Genomic DNA, 23,511 nt, shown 5'->3' on the forward strand with positions numbered 1-23,511 from the left:
TCCTTAGTTCCTTAAAATTCTCCGACTAGTCCTCGAAGCGACCTTGCCATTTCATACCATAGCCGAGCGCATAGCATTTGCGAACCAAGGTCAAAAAATCGCCTGAGTCTAAGCTGATCGCCTCCATACCTAGCTTTTCCTGCAGTTGGCTTCGTGAGATTTCTTTTCCTGCCACGCAGCTCGCCAACAGAGCAGCCTGTCCGGTCATTATCTCCTGAATACAACCGAAAGGAAGTACTCCCCAAGTGAATTGGTCCTTGAGATGTACCAATGCCTGAACTGCCGCCACCGAAACCGGATCGTGATTGGCCGAAAGAAAGTTGGCCTCGAACAGGGCGGCCGCTTCGGGGTCGAGGAGCGATTTTATTCCCTCGATAAATGCCTCCTGCGTCTCGCCGAAGCGAGCGAGTTGTGCGACGCTCGATCGTCTCGCGTCAGGGGTAAGTCCCGATTGCAAATTCAGAGCTTCCTGCAGAGCCTTCCGCCCCACCTTACCTATTAATTCTCCGAGCTTTGAATGCTTGTTCGCATCGGTATGCACAATCTTGGTACCGAGGCGGCAGGCGATTCCGATCTGATCGGTCCCGGTGCCGCTAGCAATTCCCTCCGAATAGCGGGAGGGGGCCATGAGCTCTTGTAAGATGCTGCTTTTCGCTTCGCATAGAACTGTGGCTGCAGAGACAAGAGCTCCCTTGGTAACCTCCTCGCTTATTAGCAGGATCATATTGATCGTACCCGCTTGCGGCGGAGCCTTGTTTATAATCACCGCTCCGTCTTCGGATTGATAGTAGGATGCTGGATCGCCCGCTCGGCCGCCATTGCCGCCAACGCCTGCCGTCACGATTGCGACCACTTCCAGATCCTCGAACTTCTCAACGCTGACTGCTGCGTTGTTAACATTGGCAGCGGTTCCCAGAGAGGCGCACTTTTCGAAGTCCAAGCCTGCCTTGCCAGCGATTCGACGCTGGTAGCGCTCTGGCTCCTTCACCGCCACATGGCAAAGATCAGTTCCTATGTGGGCCCGGGGTTCGCAAGACTGGTGGTTGTAGACGTATTCAAGATCCTCGCGCATTCCACCATTTAACCGGCAGGTAGACAGCGTTCGATGCGGCTTCAGAAACTTCGCATAAACGATCTTCTCCTCACGGTGCAGTTCCACCGCGTCGTAAAAATGACCAATCTTCATAGTGTCTTCCCCGCTTTGGCAGGCCTAAAATTCAAAAGTCCTTCTACGAGAGAACCCAAGGAATCAAAACTGAGGCGTGTCTCCTTGTAGCTAACCATCCAACGGCTTTCGCCTTCTATTCGTATCCTCAGCTCGGGGATTTGCCCATTTTCCACGACCTCGTAGCCGATACGGGTCAAAGCGCGACGAGTCCAAACGAGCGCATGCCCCGTCCCTTCCAAACTAACCATGGAGCAAGTCTCTGGATGCATCCGAAACGCACCCTGCTCAGCATCCCAATCGACTTCGTCGGAAGCGAATGTTCGGGCGATCTCTCCTTGTAGGGCTAATTCTTCTGGCATGCCAGTAGTCAAACGTCCCTCACCTGTAAGCAGCCATAGCCGATCCGCGCTTCGCAAGGCCAAGTCTAAATCATGGGTGGAAAGCAAAATGCAAAGCCGCTCCTTGCGGGCCAGATCTCGCAGCGTCCTCATCAGCTCGACGCGACGCGGCAGGTCCAAAAAGGCAGTCGGCTCATCGAGGAGCATGATATTGGTCTCCTGCGCCAAAGCCCGGGCAATCATGATTTTTTGCCGTTCACCATCGCTCAGTTCCGAAATCTGCCGACGAGCCAGCGGAGTCGCCCCTACTGCTTCCAAGGCCCAATTAATCTTTCGCTTGTCCTCAGCACCCAATCCGCCTGTCCAACTAGTATGCGGATGCCTTCCAAGGGCTACGACCGAGTAACCGTCAAACATGCCATGCGGCAGGCTATCGGTCAAAACCACGCTGACGGAACGGGCCCTTTCCTTGGCGTTCATGTCTGAGACCTTTGAACCTGAAATCTGGATACAGCCTCGCAACGGATCTTGCATGCCGGCCAAAGTGCGGATCAAGGTCGACTTGCCTACTCCATTCGGGCCTAGAAGACAGACAAACTCACCTGGCACCAATTGCAGATTCAAGTCTTTGGCAACCAGTCGATCAGGCTGACCTTTAACATGGTAACCCACAGCCAAATCCTCAGACTCAAGAGGAGCGTGATTCTCAGTTTTTGCCCCCATTACCCAAAGGCCTTTCTAAGATTTCTCTGACGAATAAGGGCGGCGATGATGACCGGCGCTCCTACTAGAGCAGTGACGGCGTTAAGAGGAAGAGCTCCATCGAACCCTGGGGCCTTGGCAACTAAATCAGCCGCCATGGCAATTGATGCCCCACTGAGGAGCGAGGCAGGGATAAGGACACGATGCCGAGCTGTCTTGAACAAATAGCGACACAAGTGCGGAGCCGCGATGCCGAGGAAGCCGATTGGTCCGCAAAAGCCGGTTACCGTACCTGCGAGCAGCGAAGCCAATCCGAGGCAGAAGAAGCGGACCAACTTAACATTGGTGCCGAGGGACTCGGCGAATCGTTCCCCCATTAAGAGAGCATCCAATGGTTTGCAAAGGAACAAGCTCGCTCCGGCCCCCGCCAAAATACAGCTACCAAAAACCCGCATATGACTCCAAGCGACATTTCCGAAAGTTCCGTAGGACCAGGAGAAAAACGACTGTATCCGCTCAGCCATACTATAAAACATGAGAATGCTAACAATCGACCCGACCGCATAACTCATCATCAATCCGAGTATCAGCAGCGACATGACATCTACCCTTTGGGCAAATGCTAGCACGATCCCCAGCACCACTGCAGCCCCACCAGTCGCAGCGATCACGACCAGCACATGACCACTCAGCTCGAGCCCTTGCGTGAGCGAAATGCCCGCCGGAGCCAGAACCAGCAATACAATCGCTACACCTAGACTGGCACCCGAGTTCACCCCCAATACAAAAGGGTCAGCCAAGGGATTCCGAAAAACAGTCTGCATCAAGAGTCCGGATACAGCCAAAGCCGCTCCGGCGAAAAGAGCGGTCAAAGCCCGTGGCAACCGGAAATCGAGAACTATTTGAGCGATCACTGGAGAACCGGATTCGTCTCCGCTAACCGCTGCCCAAAGCTCCTTGAGGGAAAATGTGGCAGAGCCGAGGCACACATTGGCAACTAACAAAACGAGGACGCAAAGAACGAGCAGTCCGAAGAAGACAGGTACACGGTTTTTGGCAACAGGCTCACTCATTCGGCCAACTAACTACTTGAGCTTCTCGTAGAAGACAAACTCATGCTCCGGCAAAAGCTCCGGGTGGAAAATCTTGATGAGATCAGCGAGCACTTCCTCCGGATGAGCAACCCCACGCTCGTAGATGTCGTTACCGCCATTCTCGTTTACCCGAACCGTCTTGTTGTAAACTTCGCCCTCGCGAAGCGCCTTGAAGGCCACGTAGCGTTCATCCTGAGCAAGGAGCGACTTCATGGTAGAGTAACTACTGGGATTAAGCCAGATATCCACATCGGCCGCCCGCTGCAAAATGATTTCGATGTCCATCGGCTGGCTCCCACTGGAATCAAGATCCTTCCAGAGATAATCCGCCCCTGCATGTTCGAGGGCTTTGGCGGTATAGCTTTGGCCGCCGGAAACATGCCATGAACCACCAAATGGGGCATTGGTAAGTACGGTAGGTCTCGATTCGACTGCTGCTGCTAGCTCGACAAGCCTCTCGTATTCAGTTGCCACCTCGTTGAAAATTATGTCAGCCAAGGCTTGCTTTTCCTCGCCGTAAAAGGCGGCAACAAACTTGATCCACTCTGTGCGACCCAAGGGATGTTCTTCCATGTATGCCGCAGTCACTACAATTGGAAGAGCTGACCGGCTTAGCTGTGGATCGACGTCAAACGTTGGGTTTCCGGTAGTGCTGGTAAGAACGAGATCCGGCTGCAGCAGCATCATGGTCTCCAGATTCATGGAGCTGCCGGACTGCAGTTCCTTCACCTTACCCGCTTCGAGAAGCTCGATGGTACGCTGGTCATTGACAAAATTCGGGTTAGCCACACCCGCCAAGGACTCGTAGAGGTCGAGTTCGTGCACGACACCGAGGAAGACTGTTGTCATCACCGCCAGTCGCTCGACCGGTGTTCTAATCACGACAACGGAATCATCGAGCTCCGGCAAATCGCTACCGCGGGGAACCAAGGCATAAACCTGTTTCTCATCACCCGCGCCCACCCAAGTGTTGCGTACTTCTATCTCCCGATAGTCCTCGTGATCGCGGATAGAGAAGTTTTTGGCGTAGCGAAGTTCGCTCGCCTGCCCCACGAAACAGAAAAGGGCCAATAGGAGGATAAAAGAAAAGGACTTCATAATTGGAGTAAGTAGGGCCGAAGCCTACCGCGTGGTCCGACTAATGAGCACCGAATAAGCGTCGAAGCCAAGCGGCAAGCTACTGCCCTACTGCTAAATTCCACTAAAATGCCATGCGCACGCCGGCATTGGCGTTGATGCCGTCCGTCTCGTAGCCAGAAATTTCCTCATACTCCGAATCGAAGAGATTTCCAACACGCAGCCAAAGCGAGTACTGCTCCGAGACCTTGTAGCGAGCAGCGAAGTTCACCACTTGGTACCCATCGAGGCGAGTTCCTGCCGCACGAGCAGTGCTGTCGCTAAACTGGCTAGAAACCGCGACCAGATCGAGGTTCAGGTTCAAGTCACCGTCGAGAGCGCTGTAGTTGGTACCGATCGAACCAACATGGCGAGGTACACGCAAAGGCTCGAGTCCGCCGTCTTCTTCCGCATCGCTATAGGTGTAAGCCGCTTTGAAGCTCAACGTGTCCGAGAAGAAGTAGCGCAGTGCGCTTTCAACACCGACGCTCTTGTACTCGCTTACATTGTTGTAAACGCCGCTCCACACGATCTTGTCGCTCACCTTGTTTCCGAAAAGCGTAGAGCTGAAAGATAGATTCCCGTCGAGTAGCGACTTCTCCACTCCGAGATCCCAACCCTTTCCGCTCTCAGCTTTCAGGTCTACATTTCCGTAATAAGGGCTGAAGAGCTGATAGAATGAAGGAGCTTGGAAGGACGTGCCCAAAGAGCCACGAACGCGTGCATCCAAATCGTCGATACGATAGCTAAAGGTAGCACGGTAGGTTCCTTCTTCGCCATAAGCGCTATTGTCATCGTAGCGAGCACCCAGAGTCACGTCCAGGTTCTCGTTTACGCGGAAGACGTTTTCCATGTAAGCGGAAAGGTCGTTTCGGTTGCCTATATCGCTGAGGTTCTCTTCGCTTTTGTATTCAAGCCCAGCTACGACTGACCAGGCTTCGCTGGCTTCGATCTGGTTAATCCATTCGTAGCTGTAGCGTCGTCCGTTACTGTCATATACGTAGCCATCGCTGTATGAGGAGCTCTCAACATCAGAGTATCCAAGGGCGAGCGTGCTCTGCCAGTTATCCTGAACGGTGAAGTCGCTGCCGACGCGGGCAAATAACTCTTCGGTGGTAGCGTAGTAATCGCCAGAGACCGTTCCCCATACCCAAGCAGGGTCGCCTGGATCATATTCCGCATAGGTATCCATGTAGACCGCAGATGCGAAGAGACGAGCCTTCTCGCTCAACTGGTAACCGAGGGCTCCGGTGAAAGTCGTATTGTCGTAGGTATCATCGTCTGCCCAGGCCTCGCCGTAGCTAGGTGATTGTGCAGAGAAGCCTTCCGACTCGTGGATCATGCCATCGACGGACCAGCTCAACGCCCCCTGCGAACCGCTGTGGCCGAGCGAGTAGTCATAAGTGTCATGAGATCCGTAGGACAAGGCAGCTCTTCCGCCAGGGGCGGAGTCTGGGCTCAAAGTATCGATAGAGATTACGCCAGCCAAGGCATCCGCTCCATAGATTGAACTCTGTGGGCCGCGCAACATTTCGACGCGGGAAACCGAGCTCGTGAAGAGGTTGCCCAAGTTCAAAATCTGCCCGGAAGAAGGATTGCTGACGTCGATGCCGTTAAGCAGAACTTTTGGTCGGTTGGAATTTAGACCGCGGGTGGTGATGCCGAAGCTATTGCCCGCTCCCCCGTTGTTGCGCATAACCAATCCTGGCAATTCGCGAAGAGCGTCAACGAGGAACAAATCCGCTCCTTGGTTCAATTCGTAAGTGTCGAGAACATCGACGGTGCTTCCCACCTGCTGGATGGGCAGCTCCAAGCGGGAGGCAGACACCGAGAAGGCGTCCAGCTCGTGGACATCTTCTGCCAAACTATCCTGAGAACGCGCAGGAGACGCCAGGCCGGCGATACCGAAACCAACCGCGCAGCAAAAGCGGATGGAATTCTTAAAGTTGTATTCAGTTTGTTGATTCATTTTCGATATGTAGTCTGTCGCTCGAAATAGCGTCAGGCATCCATATCGAAAACGAAAGCAAGCCGGGCTCCTCTTGTATTACGCCGACTCACTTCGAATAATTCGAAGCATGTGTACCGTTCACTCGTTCTTGCGACAAGTTGGTTGCCTCACGCCCTTGGCGTGGAAGCGGGTACGGATCGCGGTCAGCGTTCGGACTCCAAGTTTGCATCCCCTAAAATGGATTGGGGAAACCTCACCCTCACTCCAGAAATGAAGCCCGAGATCTTCTTTTCAAACTCTCGGATGGGCTTGTGACTTGTTACCGTAGCGCGACTGTCGCCGATTCTCACGGCGTTTCCTGACTACGAACCAATTCAATTATGGTAAAGAACGCACTCCTTAAGCCCCACTCTCCAGACATTAGCAAGGCTAATTAAGACAAATTTGTATTTAGTTTAAAACCAAGGCAGAGACGCTCCAGCCAAGCGCTATGAGAACCAACAACTTAAAGTAGGCAACCCCCATGACTTGAGTCGCTTTTTCCACATCATCTCTGCCGGGTTGCCGAGCTCCTTCGTTCATCTCAGCCGTCTGCACTAGTTCGCCTCCCTCGTACATCCGACCACCAATTACGACTCCTAGTCGCGACGCCATAGCCGCCTCTGGCCAACCTGCATTGAAACTAGGATGCTTCTTGGCGTCTGACTTCAACCGCCTCCATCCGAAACATTGGCCCAGCTTCAGAATGAGCACGCAGCATAAACGAGCGGGTAAATAGTTTAGGATGTCATCTATCCGAGCCGAAACTTTGCCAAGCTTCTCGAAACGCTCGGTCCGATGCCCCACCATGGCGTCCATGGTGTTTGAGATCCTGAATACGAGCGCACCGACCGGTCCTAGGAAAGCAGCCCAAAACAGGGGAGCGACTACAGCGTCGTTCAAATTCTCCGCCCCACTCTCGATCGCGGCTCGGCAGACGTCGTCTTCCTCCATCCGTTCCGTGTCCCGACCTACGATCCAGGAGACGCGTTGCCGACCTTGCTCCAAACTATTCTCAAGCCCTCTTTTCACCTCCAGCACATGCTTGACGAGGTCTCTGTAAGCGACGCACTGGAATACCACAATCGCGTCAAAAGCGACCTTGGCCCAGGGACTCCAGCCGGCGAGCAGGGTTACCACTCCCAGATAGCAGCCAAGGCAAATAGCCAAGATGCCTGCCCCAAGGAAGAACCCGCCCACGACCGTTCGACCTAGAGTCGTCACAACCGCCTTCTCGCCTTGTACGGCCAGCCAACCTACAGCCCGCACCAAATGTGGCATTCGGCGCGGGTCTCCGAAGATAAAATCAAGGGCTACGCCCCCTCCGATGGCTATCGCGTATTCGTAAATCACGCGACCAACATGCTACTCGGTCGCCTCAAGTCGAGCATAGGGTCCAATCATGGTACCAACAAATCCCCAAGCCTTTTGCGTGGTCAATATGGTTGCATCCTCGTTTTCAGCCAAGTCGAGCTCTCCGCTCCCTTCGGTTTGAACCTTGAAGGAAATTTCAGAGCGGTCGGCTTCGATTTTGAAAACAAGCGCTTCACCTTCCTTCAATTCGGGCAAAGGCACTTGAACCACGATCTGCCCCTCACCTCCATCAGCCTTTTCTAGGAAGACAACGTATTCGTCATTCACATACTGTATCCCTACAAAAAAGTAATGATCCTCACGGATGAGCAGAGCCACTCCTGCCTCTACACCTGGAGCCGGAGCTAGCAGGCTGCTGGAAGCTGAGTAAGTGGCGTGTTGGATGCGTCTGCACAGCCAAGATGGATTATCCAGTTCCGACAACTCGACGGCAAGCGGGTCGATGCTCAGAAATCCAGCTTTCTCCTCGAGCGAACTCCAGTCGTGGACCGGGGTTCTCAGCGTTATCCACTCCATGCCCAGTTCGTCGCCATCGAACTCTTCCCGAATCGAGAAATTTCCAGTGGTCGGCATCGAGACTTCGCTCGGAGCGAGATCGGGTTTTGGCAGCGTCCAAGGGACCTCTTGACCAGCCGGCAGAATGATCGGCCAATCGTCTTCGGTCCACTCCACTGGTAGAAGGAAGGTCTCGCGGCCTGTTCCGTAGAAGCCACCCTCGTAGGGACGCACCGCCAAGAAGCTTGCCCACCAGTCGCCGTTTTCGAGCTGCACGAAGTCCGCATGTCCCGCTGCGTCGATTGGATTCGGTCGGTCCGGTGAAAGGTCCCGTTGGGTGAGAATTGGATTTTCCTCCCAAGCAATCCACTCATCGCCGAGGCTCTTAGCACGGAAGATGACTTGGGAATGGTTTTGGCTAGTGCCTCCTTCCGCGCAGGTCAGGTAATACCAGTCTCCTCTTTTAAAGATGTGTGGAGCCTCGATCCAAACCGGCTCCTCAGATAGGTCCACGCCACCGTTTACGATGATTTTGCCTTCTCCGATCGGCTCTCCCGATTCCATGTCGATCTCCCAAAGCCAAACCGCCCTGTGCCCTTCGTAGAGGGACTCCCGTTGAGGCGGAAGACCGTTATGCGTAATATAGACTCTGCCATCATCATCGAAGAAGAAGGAAGGATCAATACCGTCGACCCATGGCAACAAGATCGGGTCCGACCATGGACCCGCCGGGCCAGTAGCGGTCACGTAAAAATTGTTTATCCCCTGCACCGCAGTCGTGATCATATAGAAAACGCCGTCATGGTGGCGGATCGTCGGGGCAAATATCGATTCGGACACCTTGTCGCCGATGTTGTCCAATTGGCTCGGTCGGTCCAAGACGTGTCCGATTTGCTCCCAATTCACCAAATCCTGGCTGTGAAAAATGGGTACGCCAGGCCAAAAGGCGAATGTCGAAGTGACCATGTAGAAATCGTCCTCTACGCGACACATGCTAGGGTCAGGGTAGAACCCGGCTAAGATCGGATTCTGAAAACTTCCTTCGGGAACCGGATCGCTGAAGGCGACGTCCTTACCTTCATATTCAAACCAATCGAAGTGGACCGAATCAGAAGCAGCGTGGATTTCTCCAATGTTCAATAACGAGACTAATAAAAGACCTTTCAGGGGGTTGAGGTACATAAACCTATCAGATTTGCTTAGCTCAACTTGAGCAATAAGCCCCTTGCTCTAACATTATCGCGCCCCCCCTTTTTCTCCGTATTTGGAAAATGGAATTCCTAAACAAACCAACCCCTTCATCTTAATGGACCTCAAAGCCACTTCATTCCTAAAAACGATATTCCTTTTACTGGCTTTCACGCTCCCTCTCCGGCACGCCCACAGTCTGGGAGACGAGGCTTTCATTAGCAAATCAGAGCTCAGCCCCAGTTCCTTGCTCTTGGCGGATTCCAACAATACAATCCCTATCCTCGTGGACGAAGCGGACGAATGGGGTTTGATTCGCGCAGCGAGAGACTTATCCGTCGACTTCGAGCGAGTCACAGGCCATGAGGCTATGCTCGTTCACAAGTCCAACAAAAAGCTAAAGACCGCCATCATCGTTGGCACGCTAGAGAAATCGAAGTTCATCGGACAGCTCGCTAAAGAAAGAAAAATCGATGTATCCAGCATCCGTGACAAATGGGAAGCCTACCACATCGAAATCGTCGACTCCCCCCTACCACACATCGATCGAGCCCTTGTCATTGCAGGCAGCGATAAACGAGGAGCGATTTTTGGCGTTTACGAGGTGTCGGAACAGATCGGCGTATCTCCGTGGTATTGGTGGGCAGACGCGCCAATCAAACAGTCTGAAACGCTCTACGCAACTCTCGACGCTCCCATCCAAGACGCACCCAAAGTCAAATACCGCGGTATCTTCTTGAACGATGAAGCCCCAGCCCTGACCGGATGGGTCCATGAAAACTACGGCGATTTCAATTCCGAATTTTACGTGCATGTATTTGAACTTTTGCTACGCTTGAAATCCAACTTCCTCTGGCCCGCCATGTGGAACAACGCCTTTGCGGACGACGATGAGCAAAATATGATCCTCGCTCACAAATACGGCATTGTGATGAGCACCTCCCACCACGAGCCCATGATGCGGGCAGACCACGAATGGAACCGCTATGGCGAAGGGCCGTGGGACTACGCCCGAAACCCAGATCGACTCGACGAGTTCTGGCGAGAAGGTGCGCAGCGAAACAAGCCCTACGACTCCATTTATACCATCGGTATGCGAGGCCAGGCGGATACTCCCATGTCCGAAACCGAGGATATCGACCTACTGGAAAAGATCGTCAAAGCACAGCGAGAGATCCTTTCCGAAGTATTCGATGATCGGCCCCTAGAGGACGTGCCTCAAGTCTGGGCTCTCTACAAGGAGGTACAAGGCTACTACGAAAGCGGCATGCGCGTGCCGGACGATGTAATCCTACTTTGGTGTGACGACAATTGGGGCAACATCCGACGTTTACCAACTGTGGAAGAACGGGAACGTTCGGGAGGAGCGGGCGTGTATTACCATTTCGACTACGTCGGCGGCCCCCGATCCTACCGTTGGATAAACGTCATTCAACTCGCCAAAATCTGGGAACAAATGAACCTGGCGTACCAATACGATGCGAACCAGATTTGGTTAACAAATGTGGGCGACCTGAAGCCCATGGAGTTCCCGATCACTTACTTTTTGGATCTCGCATGGGACATCGAGGATTGGCCTAAGGAACAGATTCCAGAATACGGGCAGCTCTTCGCCCGCAGCATATTCGGCGACCAATACGCGGCCGAAATTGCGGAGCTTCTCGCCGACTACACTCGCCATAATGGCCGCCGCAAGCCCGAGCTACAAGAGGCGAGCACCTATAGCCTTCTAAACTATCGTGAAGCGGAACGGATCGAAGCGGAGTTGATAGATATGGAAAGTAGAGCCGAGGCACTGTACGAAAAGATCCCGGAAACCGCCAAATCCGCATTTTTCCAACTGGTTTATTATCCGGTTCGTGCGAGCTCCACCATCACTCGCATGTATATCGCCCAAGGGAGAAACCTACTTTTCGCCGAACAAGGACGGGCTAGCACGAACCACTGGGCGGACCAAGTGGAGTTACTCTTCGACTTAAACAAGGAACTAGAGGACTTGTACCATGGCGATGCAACAAACGGGAAATGGAACCATATGATGTCCCAACCTCGCATCGGCTACACTCACTGGAATAATCCCCCAGCCGACACCTTACCTCCAGTTATGAGGAATCGCCCGAATCAAGTCGCCGATATGGGAGTCGCAATGGAGGGTATGACTGCGGCATGGCCTGCGGAAGGAAATAGCTACGCACTGCCGACCTTCACTCCCCACGGAGCGAAAGAACGTTACCTCGAAATCTTTAACAAAGGCACTGTGCCCTTCGAGTTTACAGCTACGCCCTCGGAGCCTTGGGTCTTGCTCACTCAGGATAAAGGTTCGGTCACCGATACTCTTCGCCTACCTGTATCCGTCGACTGGGATAAGGTCCCCGAAGGAAAATCCAAAGCCGTTATCGATGTAAGGGGAACTGGCTGGGGCAGCGCCCGCATTGCGATCAATGTCACCAATCCAACTGACATCGAAGCGAATGGGTTCGTCGAGGCTGATGGATACATTTCAATCGATGCCGCGAGTTTTTCTCGCAAAACAGAAGCCCAAGGAATCTCTTGGCAAGTCATCCCTGAACTTGGAAGGACGGGCGATTCTGTATCCACGTTTCCAGTCAACGATTTCTCGACCGAAGATCTGAAAGACGCCCCTTTCCTTGAGTACGACCTCACCTTCTTTTCTACAGGCGAATTCGTTATAGATACACTATGGGCCCCTACCTGGCCAATCGTTCCCGGGCGAGGGCTACGCTACGCCATCGCGATAGACGATCAGATTCCGCAAGTCGTAGATCTACACGAAAATCGCGACCATTCCCTCTGGCAAGAATCTGTGCGAAATGGAGTAAGAAGTTCCACGTCGAATCATACCATCGATTCTCCGGGTCCGCATACTCTGCGAATATACCGTATCGATCCTGCCACTACCTTGCAGAAAATCATAATCGATACAGGCGACTTGCAGCCAAGCTACCTCGGTCCGGAAGAAAGCGACTACGTCACGACCAAATGACGGGACAAACGCTAAAGAATCGGCGATCCTGATCGTAAGTGGGATTGCCTTCCACTCCGCCTCACCTTTAGGTTCCCTCCTATGTTCAGCCGAGTAGTAGACAGCGATATTTCCCTTAGCCTCGCCATTCCTCTGCACGCCGAGGGCTTATTCCAGCTAGTCGACAGAAACCGGCAATTTCTCAAAGAGTGGCTCCCTTGGCTGGATAGTAATCAAAGCTCAAGCGATACGGATACGTTTATCCGCTCCGAGCTCGTACGCTTTTCTCGAGACGAAGGTTTGCTTCTTATCATACATTACAAGGAAAGTATCGCTGGTGTGACAGGATTTAACACCATCGATGCGGAATCTAAAACGGGAAAGATAGGATACTGGCTCGGCGAGGAATTTAACGGCCTAGGAATAATGACTAGAGCCGTGAATGAGCTGGCCCAAATCGGAAAGGAACTCTTCAAGCTTCAAACTCTTGAAATCCGTTGCGCTCCGGGAAATTCGAAAAGCAAGGCAATCCCTCTTCGCTTGGGTTACAAGTTCGCAGGTATTATTCCCGCCGCAGAGCAACTGTACGAAAGAGTGGTAGATCATGAGGTTTACCAACTTCAGTTATGACTGTTCCCTCACTTCTTTTTTAAGTGTAACCCCTTAAATGGGCATCAGATTACACCATAGCCGTAGCTATTCATCCACTACACGAGTCCAATCTCGCTCGCTACTTTCACGCAATTTGAAACAAATCCGCCCATGAGGGATCTATGTCTGTATATCCTCTCTTCTAATGCGTGTATCCAGACTGCTCGGTTTGCGCAAAGATCGGCTCAGCTCTTTCTTTCGCATATTCATTCGACTTTCCGTTGTTATCTCGGGGCTTTGCATCGTTATCTACTTCTCGCCGCTGAAACCGCGTATCCAAGTTAGATACTACGAGATCCAAGGGCAAGTAGCCTACAAGATGGGGAATCTGGGCTTGGCCGAAGAACAATACAAAAAAGCTCTAGAAATAGAACCGCAAAGTAAGACGTCCCTTCTTGGCTTAGGACAAATCGCTCGGCACAGACGACAGTACGAACTTGCGATTGAACGATACCAGAGGGCGAGTCTCGTTGAACCAAATAACGGATACACCAGAGCAAAACTCGGAGTTATCTTGATGATCAAAGGTCACTATCGGATGGCCACACGAGAGTTCATGAAAGCGTATGACTTACTGCCAGAAGATCCTGTTATTAATGCAAATCTGGCTGTGGGATACCATTATTTGGGCAAATTTGAACTTCGAGACCTTCATTACTCGCGAGCCAAGGAATTTGGATACCGACAACTGAACGAATTGGATTCAACCTTTCGGGAATAAAATAACTGTTCAGTCAGAGCACGTATCCACAAACCTATTATGAATATACGTAAAAATGACACCGATGGCCTAGGATACGATACCGCTAAGCTTCGTTACGAATAGACTCCATCGGAGACTGGCTCGCTATCCCGAGGCTGTTAAACATCCCCGTCAGCAGCGTTAGAGCGGCAACAACCAACACCATGCTGACGGTTATTCCCCACGGAATGTAGAGCTCTACTTTCAAGGCATAAGTAGTCAGAGCCCATGCCCCCGCAAGCGAGAGTGCAATTCCGGCGATTCCCGCGATGATTCCCACCAAGGCATACTCCACGGCCATGATGCCGCGAATTTGTCCCGTAGACGCGCCTAAGGTGCGCAGCAAGGAGCTTTCCCTTGCGCGCTGGTAGCGACTCGTGATCACCGATGCCATGAGTGCAACCAATCCTGTGACAATGGTAAAGGACGCCATGAAGCGGATAACGAAGCTGATCTTGTCAAAAATCTCCCGCAGGCTCTCGAGGATCATGGTCAAGTTCACTGCTGACACATTTGGATACTGCTTCACAACTGCACTTTGAAGAGCCACGATCTTTTCTCGATCCGAAGCATGGACTGCGGTGACGTAGAATGCTGGAGCCGCTTCCAGAACGCCCGCTGGAAATACCACAAAAAAGTTCGGTTTCATTTCCCGCCAATCCACTTTTCGAATACTGGATACCGTCGTTTCAATCGGCAGCCCCTGCACGTCCCAAACGATGGTGTCTCCCAACTTCAGCTGGAGAGCTTCGACAATTCTCTCTTCTACTGAGATTGGGATCGGCGTTCCTGAATCCAACGAGGCTTCGGCAGTAAAACTTCCAGCTGTTAGCTCTTCGTCCTCTCGAATGAAATCACGAAAGGTTGAGCGGTACTCTCTAGTCGTAGCCCATCGCTCGATTTCTCGGGTCTTGTCCTCCTGCAGTTCACTCGGTGATTGCCCGTTCAGGCTAGCCAGACGCATCGTGACGATCGGAGCTGGCCGCGAGGCATCTACTCCTAATCCATCCATGATCGACTCCACCCCGGAAAGCTGATCCGGCTGGATATCAAACAGAATGACATTCGGTTGCCCTTCGTCATCCGCCAGCTCGCCTTGGCGGAGCATGCTTTGCTCGCTTATGTAGATGGTGTAGATCAAAAAGGCCCCCATTCCGAGTGTAACCACCAGCATCGTAGTGCGATTGTTGGGACGATGCAAATTGGCTAGGCCTTGCCGCCACACGTAGGGAAGCCCTCCGAAGCTCGTCTTGCGAAGGATAAGACGCAGTAGCCAACCGATGAGAGCCAGCAGCAGGATCGCACCCGCTATCCCTCCGAGGAAACCGGCCGCTTGCCGCAAGGTCTGCGTCTGGGTGATCGTGAATACGGCGGTCAGAACTACCAAGGCTCCGCATACCGCTAGAAAATACAAGTCCTTCCAAGCCTTCCCGCCTGACTCCACCGAGGCCCGAATTGCTTTGAGAGGCGAAATTCGCCGAATCGGAAGCAGCGGAAGAAACGCAAACAAAGACGTAAACAGCCAGCCAAAGACAAGACTGCTGAAAATGCTCTTCCAGGAAATTTCCACCTGTAGGTCGATCGGCAAGAAGGACTGCATCAAGTTCGGCAAGTAACTCTGTATCGACAGACCCAAAACCGCCCCCAAAAGACATCCCAACAAACCTACTAGAGAAATTTGGATACAGTAAATGAGCATCGCTTGGCGTGAGCTCGCTCCAACACAACGGAGCATAGCGACCGCATCCACCTTCCCTTTCAAGTAAACCTGCACAGCTCCTGCAATGGCCACTCCTCCCAACAAAAGAGCCACAAAACCGACCATGCTCAAAAAGCTATTCATGCCCTCGAGAGAACGACCCACCCGTCTCTTTTGGTCCGCCACAGTATCGACATCTATTTCCAGAGCCTCCAGATCTTCCCGCAAGTTTTCCAGAACATTTAGGCTCGGCTCTTCGAGCAACTCGTCGAACTTCTGGTATTTGTAATAATGCAGCCGGCTACCCATTCCGGCTAACCCTGTTGATTCAAGAAACTTGAAGGGAATCAAGACCCGAGGTGCAAATGATCCGGTAAAGGAGCCCTCTCCCGGAATTCGTAACACCTCACCGATGATCTCGAACTCGACTTGACCAATTTTGACAGTGTCCCCCACTTCCAGATCAAACTGGATCATCAAACTATCCTCTAACAAGGCAACTGGCTCGTTCCGATCCGCAACCCTCAACCCTTCCGGACGCGTATCCAACTTGCCATACCAAGGGAAGCCTCCTTCCATGGCGTGGGCCCGCACGATGCGAGTGTCATCCTTTTTCGGAAAATAAGCCATGGTGGCAAATTTGACTTCCTGAGCAGTCGCTTCCGCAGGTACTACCGAGATGAGCGATTCTGCCTCTTTGCTGAAAGGGGTATTCGAATCGTACTCGACATCGGCCCCCAGCAAACCGCGTGACTGGCGATCGATCTCGCTTTCCAAATTATCCCGAAAGGAATTGATGGCCACCAGAGCTGCCACCCCCGCGACCACGGCGAGGGCAAAAAGCGAGAGCCTTCCTTTAGCTCTCCTCATATCTCGCCATGCCATAGCGAGAATCCATAAAGGTCTTAGCCGACTATTCATGCCCCGAGGCGTTAATTTCGGACAAGACACCGTGGTCGATCTTCAGAAGCCGGTCCGTGGTTTTGGCGAGCTCCAAATCGTGCGTTACCAGGACCAGAGTCGTGCCTAAGTTTCGATTCAGTTCGAAAAGAAGGTCAACGATTGGCTCGCTGGTATCCGAATCAAGATTACCAGTTGGCTCATCCGCAAAAAGGATATCCGGCTCATTCACAAACGCACGGGCCAGAGCTACGCGTTGCTGCTCGCCTCCCGAAAGTTGGATAGGATAATGCGTAACGCGATCCGCGAGTCCCACTTTTCCGAGAAGCTCTCGGGCTCTCTCCCTGACGTTTTTCTCCCCCCTTAATTCGAGGGGCACCATCACGTTCTCCAAGGCAGTCAAAGTCGGAATGAGCTGAAAATTCTGAAAAACGAAGCCCACTCGCTCGTTACGAATCGCTGCTCGCTGATCCTCTCCCATGTGGGAAACATCTTCACCACACAGAGTCACCGTACCTGTGGTTGGCTGGTCTAGCCCGGCACAGATGCCAAGCAAGGTGGTCTTGCCACTGCCAGAGGGTCCAATGATGGAAACAGTTTCGCCCGGACGCACCGTAAACGAAATTCCTTTGAGCACTTCCAGAGCATCGCCTCCGCTCCGAAACGACTTTCTGACATCATTCAGGGCCAACGCTGGGCGGTCTTCCTTCGATTCGCTCATGCGATCCGACTCAATATTCGTTTCTTGTAACATGCAACTTGTTAAGCTCTCATTCTCAGTCATGAAGCAAACGCGTCTCGCCAGCACTTTGATTGCTATTTTCCTAACGGTCACGGTTCTAGCGTCACCTTCGTCCGCTCAAGACTCTGCGCGTATCGTTTTCCTAGGTGACAGCTTAACCGCCGGCTACGGAATAGACCCCGAATTGGCCTACCCCAGTTTAATCGAAAAGCGAATCCAAGATCAGGGGCTGAACTACGAGGTCACAGCCGCCGGACTGAGCGGAGAAACAAGTGCTGGTGGACTTCGACGAGCGAATTGGATTCTGCAAAAACCTGCCGACATCCTTGTTGTTGCGCTTGGAGCGAACGACGGTCTTCGCGGTATGGATTTATCGGATACGAAACAAAACCTGCAAAAGATAATCGACCTAGCCCGCCAAAAATATCCAGATATCCAGATAGTACTGGCCGGGATGAAAATGCCGCCAAACCTTGGCGACGCCTACACGAAAGAATTCAGCGAAATGTATCCTGACCTCGCCCAGAAGAACGAGCTACCCCTAATCCCATTCCTGCTAGAGGGAGTCGGAGGGCATCCGGAGCTGAATATCGCCGATGGCATCCACCCCAACGCGGAGGGCCATGAAATCCTCGCCGAGAACGTTTGGGAAGTCCTGGCTCCGCTCCTGAGCGACTAGCGAGCGTCTTTGACTTCGAGCATCGCGTGTCCCGTCTTACCGGTGGAGCTGGTCAAAACGGCCAGATAGCGGCCCGTGCCTAAGGAAATTAGAATCCGGGCTTCTCCCCCCGATTCAGAAAGCGAAGCGATGGCATTTGTTTGAACAATGGCGTCGTCCAGAGTGATAGCAGTCTCGTTGGTCCAAACTCTCCAGTCAGCATTGACCGCTAAACGGTCCGCTTCGCCACTTACCTCGTAAAGCTCAAGTTTCAGGTCACCTGCCCAGTCCGCTACAGCATGATCCGCTAGACTCTTCCCGACTCCCTGAATCAAAATAGGCAACTCCATCTCACCCTCGATTTCGAAGCCAAAAACGATGGCAGATTCGCTATTCAAGAGTTCCCCTAAAACTCGTCCTCCCCGGGAGTAGGCTGTACTAGAATCGAGACTCCAGGCTGCATATTCGAGCCGATCGGCGGAGCTGGAAAAAGACAACTCAGCATCGGCAGTCCGCATCGAGAAATAGCTCTCCCAATCCTGATTGCTTACCGAACCCGCGTACCGAAATTCGTTTCCATCCGTATCCATTTCATAGCGACCACTTGGATGTTTCTTCCCGAAATCAAGCTTCTGAAAAGCAGTGCCCTTCCCCGCGTATTGCATTCCCATCTCGCCCTTACCCGCCAAATCAAATCCAGCGAAAAACCCTGTGCCGTAGCCCGAGCTTTCTACACGCAGTGCGACTGCGGTTAAGTTCGCGCTAGGGATCTGCTCGCTGGTCGCTAGTACTTCGTCAGACTCCCCGATGCCATCAAAAGAAACGAGTCGATATTCCACCGTTTCGCCACGAGGCGCGTCTCGGTCAAAATAGCTGGTCGTGTCCGCTTCGAGTTCTACGACATCAACAACCCTTTCTGAGCCGACGATCGAGCGTCGGATGCGGAAACCGGACTCAGTTTCGGAAAGATCCGTCCAAACGAGTTCAGCCCCGAGAGGACCTACTGTGACTCGAACCCATTCAGGAGCTTCCACGTCGGAGACGAGCACCGCTTCCTGCGTTATCGTGATCGCAGTATCATTGACCACGATATCCGCGGATCGCGGCGTTTCCTCTGCATTCTCCTCCAAAATAAAAGTAAACTCTCCATCACCCTCCCCACTCAGCTCAGACTCGAGAGACAGCCAAGAGACGGAAGAGGAGGCATTCCATGCGATATTACTGGATACCGTGACCGATCCATTACCACCAGAACTGGTAAAGCTGCTCTCGGAAACAGTGACCTCAAAGATCTCAACATTGCCCGCCTGCTCTACGGTGTAAGAACGATCAGCGATCGTGGGATCGCTAGACGTTATCTCCAATTCAGCAAAGCGATTTTCGAAACTGCGATTTTCATCCAAATGCAATGACACGACGCCACTACCCTCTCCCGATTGTCCGGAAGAAATGGATACCCATTCTGAAGACTCTGAGACCGCCCAATCCACATTCGCCGAAATTTCGATCAATGCGATTCCCTCGGAAGCGTCCTTTTCGACCTTCGACGGATTCACCTTGAGAAAGGGTGGCGAACCTTCCTGCGTAACCGTATGTTCAATACCGCCCACAACGATTTCACCAGTCCTCTCATCCTGGGATTCGTTCAACCTTGAACGATAGACTACACCTTCGTTTTCGGTGCCTTCCCCATCGGTCGGACTCGTAACGATAAGCCAATCCACATTCGAAACAGCTTCCCAATCATCTGAAGAACTTACGCTTATCGAGTAGCCACGTATTTCCTCAGCGGGAATCACTCTCGAAACAGGACTTATAGTATCAACCGGATTGGAACCTGTAATCGCGACGACTGAATTACTGTATTCGGAATTTCCTGATTCGTTAAATGCCAGAATACGATATGCGTAGGTGGCGTCCGCTACCACCGCTCGATCTTCGTAGCGAGTAGCATCCTTGTCTATCGTATCTACCAATTCCCAAGTGGACCCCAGATCATCGATTCGGCGATAGATAAGAAATCCGTCTTCCACCGCAGATCGATCCGACCAAGCGAGCAGAACTTTGTTATAGGTTTGCTCCTTCACCTGCAGATTAACAGGCGGCTGCGGAACGTCGTCATAAGACTCAATCACGGCGTCGTTCGACCAAAGCGAGACATTGGTCAAACGCTTGGCTCGCAATCGGTAGAAGTATTTGGTCGAGGCATCAAGGGTGTCATCCTCATACCCCGTTTGGTTTTCCGAGGCAGTGCCTATACTCGTGAATTCGCCACCTGAAGTTCTCCTCTGCAGCTCGAAACTAGTTTCGTTGTCGCTAAGGTCCTTCCAAGCCAATTGGGCCGAGCTGCTCGAAATATTTAAAGCGGTCAAATCCTCAGGAGCTTCCACCACGATTGGCGGGAGAACCGTCAAACCGACTGAACCACTGGTTACGCTTCCGCCCGCGTTGCTCACCTTTACACTGTATTCCACCCCGTCTTCAGAACTGGATACCGCCGGTAGGCTCAACACAGGCAAAGTTTTTCCCGAAAGCACTGACCCATTTTTCATCCACTGGTAGCTAAGCTCTACGCCCTGAGCCAAGGCGTAAAAAGCGGCATCTTCCCCTTCTTCGATTTCGACCGCCACAGGCTGAACAACAAACTCCGGAGGATCGACAAGCGACTCCCTACGAAACGTTACCACCGAATGCGTGCCGGATCCGGAGCCCACGTAAACATGTTCACCATCCGGACTCGTGCCTATAGAAATGGGACCGTTCATATCCCAGGTGTCCTCCGCTTCAGCCGAAATACTCTGGTAATAGCTCACCAGGCCTGTAGTCGAATCACGTTCGAAAGAAGTGACTGAGTCGCTACTAAATGCCGCCACGTAGACGTATTTTCCGTCGGAGCTAATGGAGAGAGCGTGCGGCCCATCCAAGTCGATGACGCCGCCCTCGTTATTGAAAACAGTTTCTTCCAGAGTCAGTTCGCCCGTTTCCGAGTCTCGCGAAAACACGCTGAGGGCATCATTGTTGGAGGATACGACATAAGCGAACGCACCGTCGGGACTGAACGCCAGATCGCGCGGCGAGAGCGTTTTAGACTCCCCTTCTAGGTAGCTCAATTTGGATACGTAACTCAAAAGGCCGGTGGATGAATTTCGCTCGAAAACCACGATTTCGTTTTTCCAAAGGGCCACGTAAACATGTTTCCCATCAGGGCTCACACTAATCGCATGCGGCTGAGAGAGTTCCTCCACATCTTGGTCTCCTTCTTCGTAAACCGCGAGAAAACCGATGGCTCCAGTGGTACCATCTCGACTAAAAACGCTAACCTTGCTGTCGTCGTAGGCGGCGACGTAGAGATTTTTTCCATCCGGCGAAATCGCGACGGATCGTCCACCGTCAAGCCCGTCCACGCCACCATCCGTATCATAGATCGATCCAATCAGGCTCAGAGCCCCCGTAGAGTCATCACGCGAAAAGGCGGCAATATCGTTCGAAAACATAGACACACCGTAGAGGAAAGATCCGTCTGGGCTGATGGCTAAGGACCTAACACCGTTTAAGGTGTCTTCTCCGATATCCGACTGCGAAACATACCCGAGGTAAGAAAGCTCACCGTTCTCCTGATCTCGACCGAAGTAGGCGATGGCATCGTTTTTCAAGGAAGCCACATAAACATGCCCCCCGTCCGGTGAAACCTGAACGTCGTACGGCGACTCTATCCCATCCAACACGCCATCCTCCGCAAGGTGCTGCTCAATGAAAACCAGTTCCTTCACCACCTCCGAAACAGTTTCTTCTTCGGAAGCTTCCTCGTTTGCCAACAGCACGCCGAACCCTCCGCCGAGGAGGAAGCAAGTGGCAATGAGCCATCGAAGTGAACTAGGCAAATTTCGCATGGTGGGGAGATAACCCGCCCTACGTAGCACCCAACATGCCCCACCCCCGTTCTTAACAATTCATTTACCGCAGAAAGATTCTGCCGCTACCTCGAGCCGGAGCATCCTCCGCGATGAGGGGCTTAGCGCAATTAGCGGGAAGTTTTGCTCGATCTCCACGGCAATTCTGTGCATTTTCTCGCGGCTTTGGTCCAGAACCCAAAGCCGACAAAGAAAATGGCCCTAACAGAGTACAAAAGCAAATTCATCGCCGACTGCGGCATCAGCATGGGAGACGAGGGAAAAGGTCGTCTCATCTCTGAAGTCGTCGAAGAACTACGCGAAAAAACTGGCGTCGACGCACCTGTACAGGTCGTCCTCAAGGTGAACGGCGGAGCCAATTCCGGCCATACAGCAGGCGGCTTGAAACTCAACCTTCTCCCGGCCGGCGTAGTGGACCAATCCGTCGAATCTCTGGCCATCGGATCTGGCGTAGTGGCCGACCCTCGCAAATTCCTCTGGGAGCTCGTTCCCGTCGACCACAAGGGCTACCGCGTAACCGAACGCCTCGCTATCGACGAGCGTTGCATGGTCTCCGACGTGATTCACCGCTTGCTGGACCTCGCTTGGGAATGGTACCGCGTCAATATCATCAACGAAGAGCCGCGCGGCAGCACGGGACGAGGCATCACTCCGGCCTACCTCGACGAAGTGGGCCAATTCCAAATTACCTACTCCGACTTCCTCGGCGACCGCGAGAAATACGCTAAGAAGGTTGCCCAGAGAGCAGACCGCGCCTGCCGCGTTATCCAGCACGTTTGCCAAGTATCCGAAGAAGCTTGGAACGAGTTTTTCGAGATCCTTACCACTGCGGAAACTCGCGCCAACGAGGAAGCCATCAAAGTCGGACTGTTCCCTGAGAGCGAATTCGACTTCACCGTATTCAAGGGAGCATCCGCATTCTCGCTAGATGCGGAAAAGATCGTGGAAATCTACTGGGAAGCCGCTGCCAAGCTAGCCGACAAAATCGTCGACGTACGTGAATTGGTCCGGGGAGCCCAAAACTCGGATCGCTACGTCATCGGCGAGTACGGCCAAGCTTACTGGCTGGACAAGCGCCAAGGCTTCTCGCCAAACGTTTCCGCCTCCCACACCTACGCGGCCGAATTCTTCAATTCCGCCTGCCAACCTGTACAGCCTTTGCACGTTTTTGGTGTCGCCAAGGCCTACGACACTAAGGTCGGCACTCACGTCTTCATCACCGAAGAAGATCCGGAGCATCCGCTTTTTGTTATCCTGCGTCGACTCGAGTTTGGAGTATCCACAGGCCGCCAACGCATGGTCGGCTGGTACGACGCAGTCGAAAAAGGAGACACCCTTCGCTACGGCGGCTTCGACGATCTGATGATCAACAAGATCGACGCCCTCACCCACTCAGGAGACTGGAATGGAAATCTGAAGATTTGCGTCGCCTACGAAGACGCTGATGGAAAACGCTACCACCACGTTCCCCGAAGCGAAGCCTTCCGCAAAACACTCAAGCCGATCTACCAGGAATACGCCGGCTGGACGCAGGACATTTCCAAATGCCGCAGTTTCGGAGAACTGCCCGCCGAGGCCAAAGCCTACATCGCTGGCATGATGCGCGCCCTGCTCGACTCCGCCTACTATGGCGAAGAATGGCCAGAGCAGCTGCCAAACCTGCGCTACGTGGGAGTGGGCCCAATGCCATCACAGGTGATTCGGGACATCCCTGAAATCCGCGAGCTGCTCACTTTCGATAAGCCGCTCTAGGAGGCGAA

Annotated in this window: 16 protein-coding genes; 6 read left to right on the forward strand and 10 right to left on the reverse strand. The window is 52.9% G+C overall.

Features of this window, described 5'->3' with window-relative positions; genetic code table 11:
* Window positions 1-25: 25 nt before the first annotated feature.
* The 5 genes from H5P27_RS16875 to H5P27_RS16895 form a co-directional block, all read right to left on the reverse strand.
* Complete coding sequence (locus tag H5P27_RS16875) at window positions 26-1,186, reverse strand: adenosylcobinamide amidohydrolase (protein WP_185661596.1); 1,161 nt, start codon at window positions 1,184-1,186, stop codon at window positions 26-28.
* Window positions 1,183-2,229 carry an ABC transporter ATP-binding protein gene (locus H5P27_RS16880; RefSeq protein WP_185661597.1) on the reverse strand — a complete coding sequence of 349 codons (1,047 nt, stop codon included), beginning with the start codon at window positions 2,227-2,229 and terminating at the stop codon, window positions 1,183-1,185. Before H5P27_RS16880 ends, H5P27_RS16875 begins: the two co-directional genes overlap by 4 nt.
* Window positions 2,229-3,281: a FecCD family ABC transporter permease gene (locus H5P27_RS16885; protein WP_185661598.1), complete on the reverse strand. Its 1,053-nt coding sequence runs from the start codon at window positions 3,279-3,281 to the stop codon at window positions 2,229-2,231. The genes H5P27_RS16880 and H5P27_RS16885 overlap by 1 nt, the downstream gene beginning before the upstream one ends.
* Before the next feature lie 12 nt (window positions 3,282-3,293).
* Window positions 3,294-4,400, reverse strand: a complete 1,107-nt coding sequence (locus H5P27_RS16890; protein ID WP_185661599.1) for an ABC transporter substrate-binding protein — start codon at window positions 4,398-4,400, stop codon at window positions 3,294-3,296.
* A 103-nt stretch (window positions 4,401-4,503) separates the two neighbouring features.
* Window positions 4,504-6,387 (reverse strand): TonB-dependent receptor plug domain-containing protein, encoded by a 1,884-nt coding sequence (locus tag H5P27_RS16895; protein WP_185661600.1) that lies wholly within the window; start codon window positions 6,385-6,387, stop codon window positions 4,504-4,506.
* A 111-nt stretch (window positions 6,388-6,498) separates the two neighbouring features.
* On the opposite strand from H5P27_RS16895, the gene H5P27_RS20255 reads away from it, so the two are divergent.
* Window positions 6,499-6,684: a hypothetical protein gene (locus H5P27_RS20255; RefSeq protein WP_425511344.1), complete on the forward strand. Its 186-nt coding sequence runs from the start codon at window positions 6,499-6,501 to the stop codon at window positions 6,682-6,684.
* Window positions 6,685-6,819: 135 nt separating this feature from the next.
* Here the strand turns inward: H5P27_RS20255 and cbiB are convergent, their stop codons facing one another.
* Window positions 6,820-7,761: an adenosylcobinamide-phosphate synthase CbiB gene (gene cbiB / locus H5P27_RS16900; protein ID WP_185661601.1), complete on the reverse strand. Its 942-nt coding sequence runs from the start codon at window positions 7,759-7,761 to the stop codon at window positions 6,820-6,822.
* Between the two features lie 12 nt (window positions 7,762-7,773).
* Window positions 7,774-9,459, reverse strand: a complete 1,686-nt coding sequence (locus H5P27_RS16905; protein ID WP_185661602.1) for a glycoside hydrolase family 43 protein — start codon at window positions 9,457-9,459, stop codon at window positions 7,774-7,776.
* A 124-nt stretch (window positions 9,460-9,583) separates the two neighbouring features.
* Between H5P27_RS16905 and H5P27_RS16910 the strand changes: the two genes are divergently transcribed.
* From H5P27_RS16910 to H5P27_RS16920, 3 genes are all read left to right on the forward strand, one after another.
* Window positions 9,584-12,469 (forward strand): glycosyl hydrolase 115 family protein, encoded by a 2,886-nt coding sequence (locus tag H5P27_RS16910; RefSeq protein ID WP_185661603.1) that lies wholly within the window; start codon window positions 9,584-9,586, stop codon window positions 12,467-12,469.
* An 81-nt stretch (window positions 12,470-12,550) separates the two neighbouring features.
* A complete protein-coding gene (locus H5P27_RS16915; RefSeq protein WP_185661604.1) occupies window positions 12,551-13,078 on the forward strand; it encodes a GNAT family N-acetyltransferase in 528 nt (175 codons plus the stop codon).
* Between the two features lie 166 nt (window positions 13,079-13,244).
* Complete coding sequence (locus H5P27_RS16920; RefSeq protein WP_185661605.1) at window positions 13,245-13,820, forward strand: tetratricopeptide repeat protein; 576 nt, start codon at window positions 13,245-13,247, stop codon at window positions 13,818-13,820.
* A gap of 85 nt (window positions 13,821-13,905) precedes the next feature.
* Here H5P27_RS16920 and H5P27_RS16925 read toward each other — a convergent pair whose 3' ends face one another.
* Window positions 13,906-16,410 (reverse strand): ABC transporter permease, encoded by a 2,505-nt coding sequence (locus H5P27_RS16925; protein ID WP_185661606.1) that lies wholly within the window; start codon window positions 16,408-16,410, stop codon window positions 13,906-13,908.
* 43 nt (window positions 16,411-16,453) lie between these two features.
* Window positions 16,454-17,161, reverse strand: a complete 708-nt coding sequence (locus H5P27_RS16930) for an ABC transporter ATP-binding protein (RefSeq protein ID WP_221774799.1) — start codon at window positions 17,159-17,161, stop codon at window positions 16,454-16,456.
* 31 nt (window positions 17,162-17,192) lie between these two features.
* Here H5P27_RS16930 and H5P27_RS16935 point away from each other — a divergent pair, with 31 nt between their 5' ends.
* Window positions 17,193-17,861, forward strand: coding sequence for an arylesterase (locus H5P27_RS16935; protein ID WP_221774771.1), 669 nt, complete (start codon window positions 17,193-17,195; stop codon window positions 17,859-17,861).
* Here H5P27_RS16935 and H5P27_RS16940 read toward each other — a convergent pair.
* Window positions 17,858-21,730 (reverse strand): beta-propeller fold lactonase family protein, encoded by a 3,873-nt coding sequence (locus tag H5P27_RS16940; protein WP_185661609.1) that lies wholly within the window; start codon window positions 21,728-21,730, stop codon window positions 17,858-17,860. The genes H5P27_RS16935 and H5P27_RS16940 overlap by 4 nt on opposite strands.
* Before the next feature lie 216 nt (window positions 21,731-21,946).
* On the opposite strand from H5P27_RS16940, the gene H5P27_RS16945 reads away from it, so the two are divergent.
* Window positions 21,947-23,503 (forward strand): adenylosuccinate synthetase, encoded by a 1,557-nt coding sequence (locus tag H5P27_RS16945; RefSeq protein ID WP_185661610.1) that lies wholly within the window; start codon window positions 21,947-21,949, stop codon window positions 23,501-23,503.
* The last annotated feature ends 8 nt before the right edge of the window (window positions 23,504-23,511 follow it).

The sequence above is a fragment of the Pelagicoccus albus genome (genome assembly GCF_014230145.1).
In the GTDB taxonomy this organism is placed as follows: domain Bacteria; phylum Verrucomicrobiota; class Verrucomicrobiia; order Opitutales; family Opitutaceae; genus Pelagicoccus; species Pelagicoccus albus.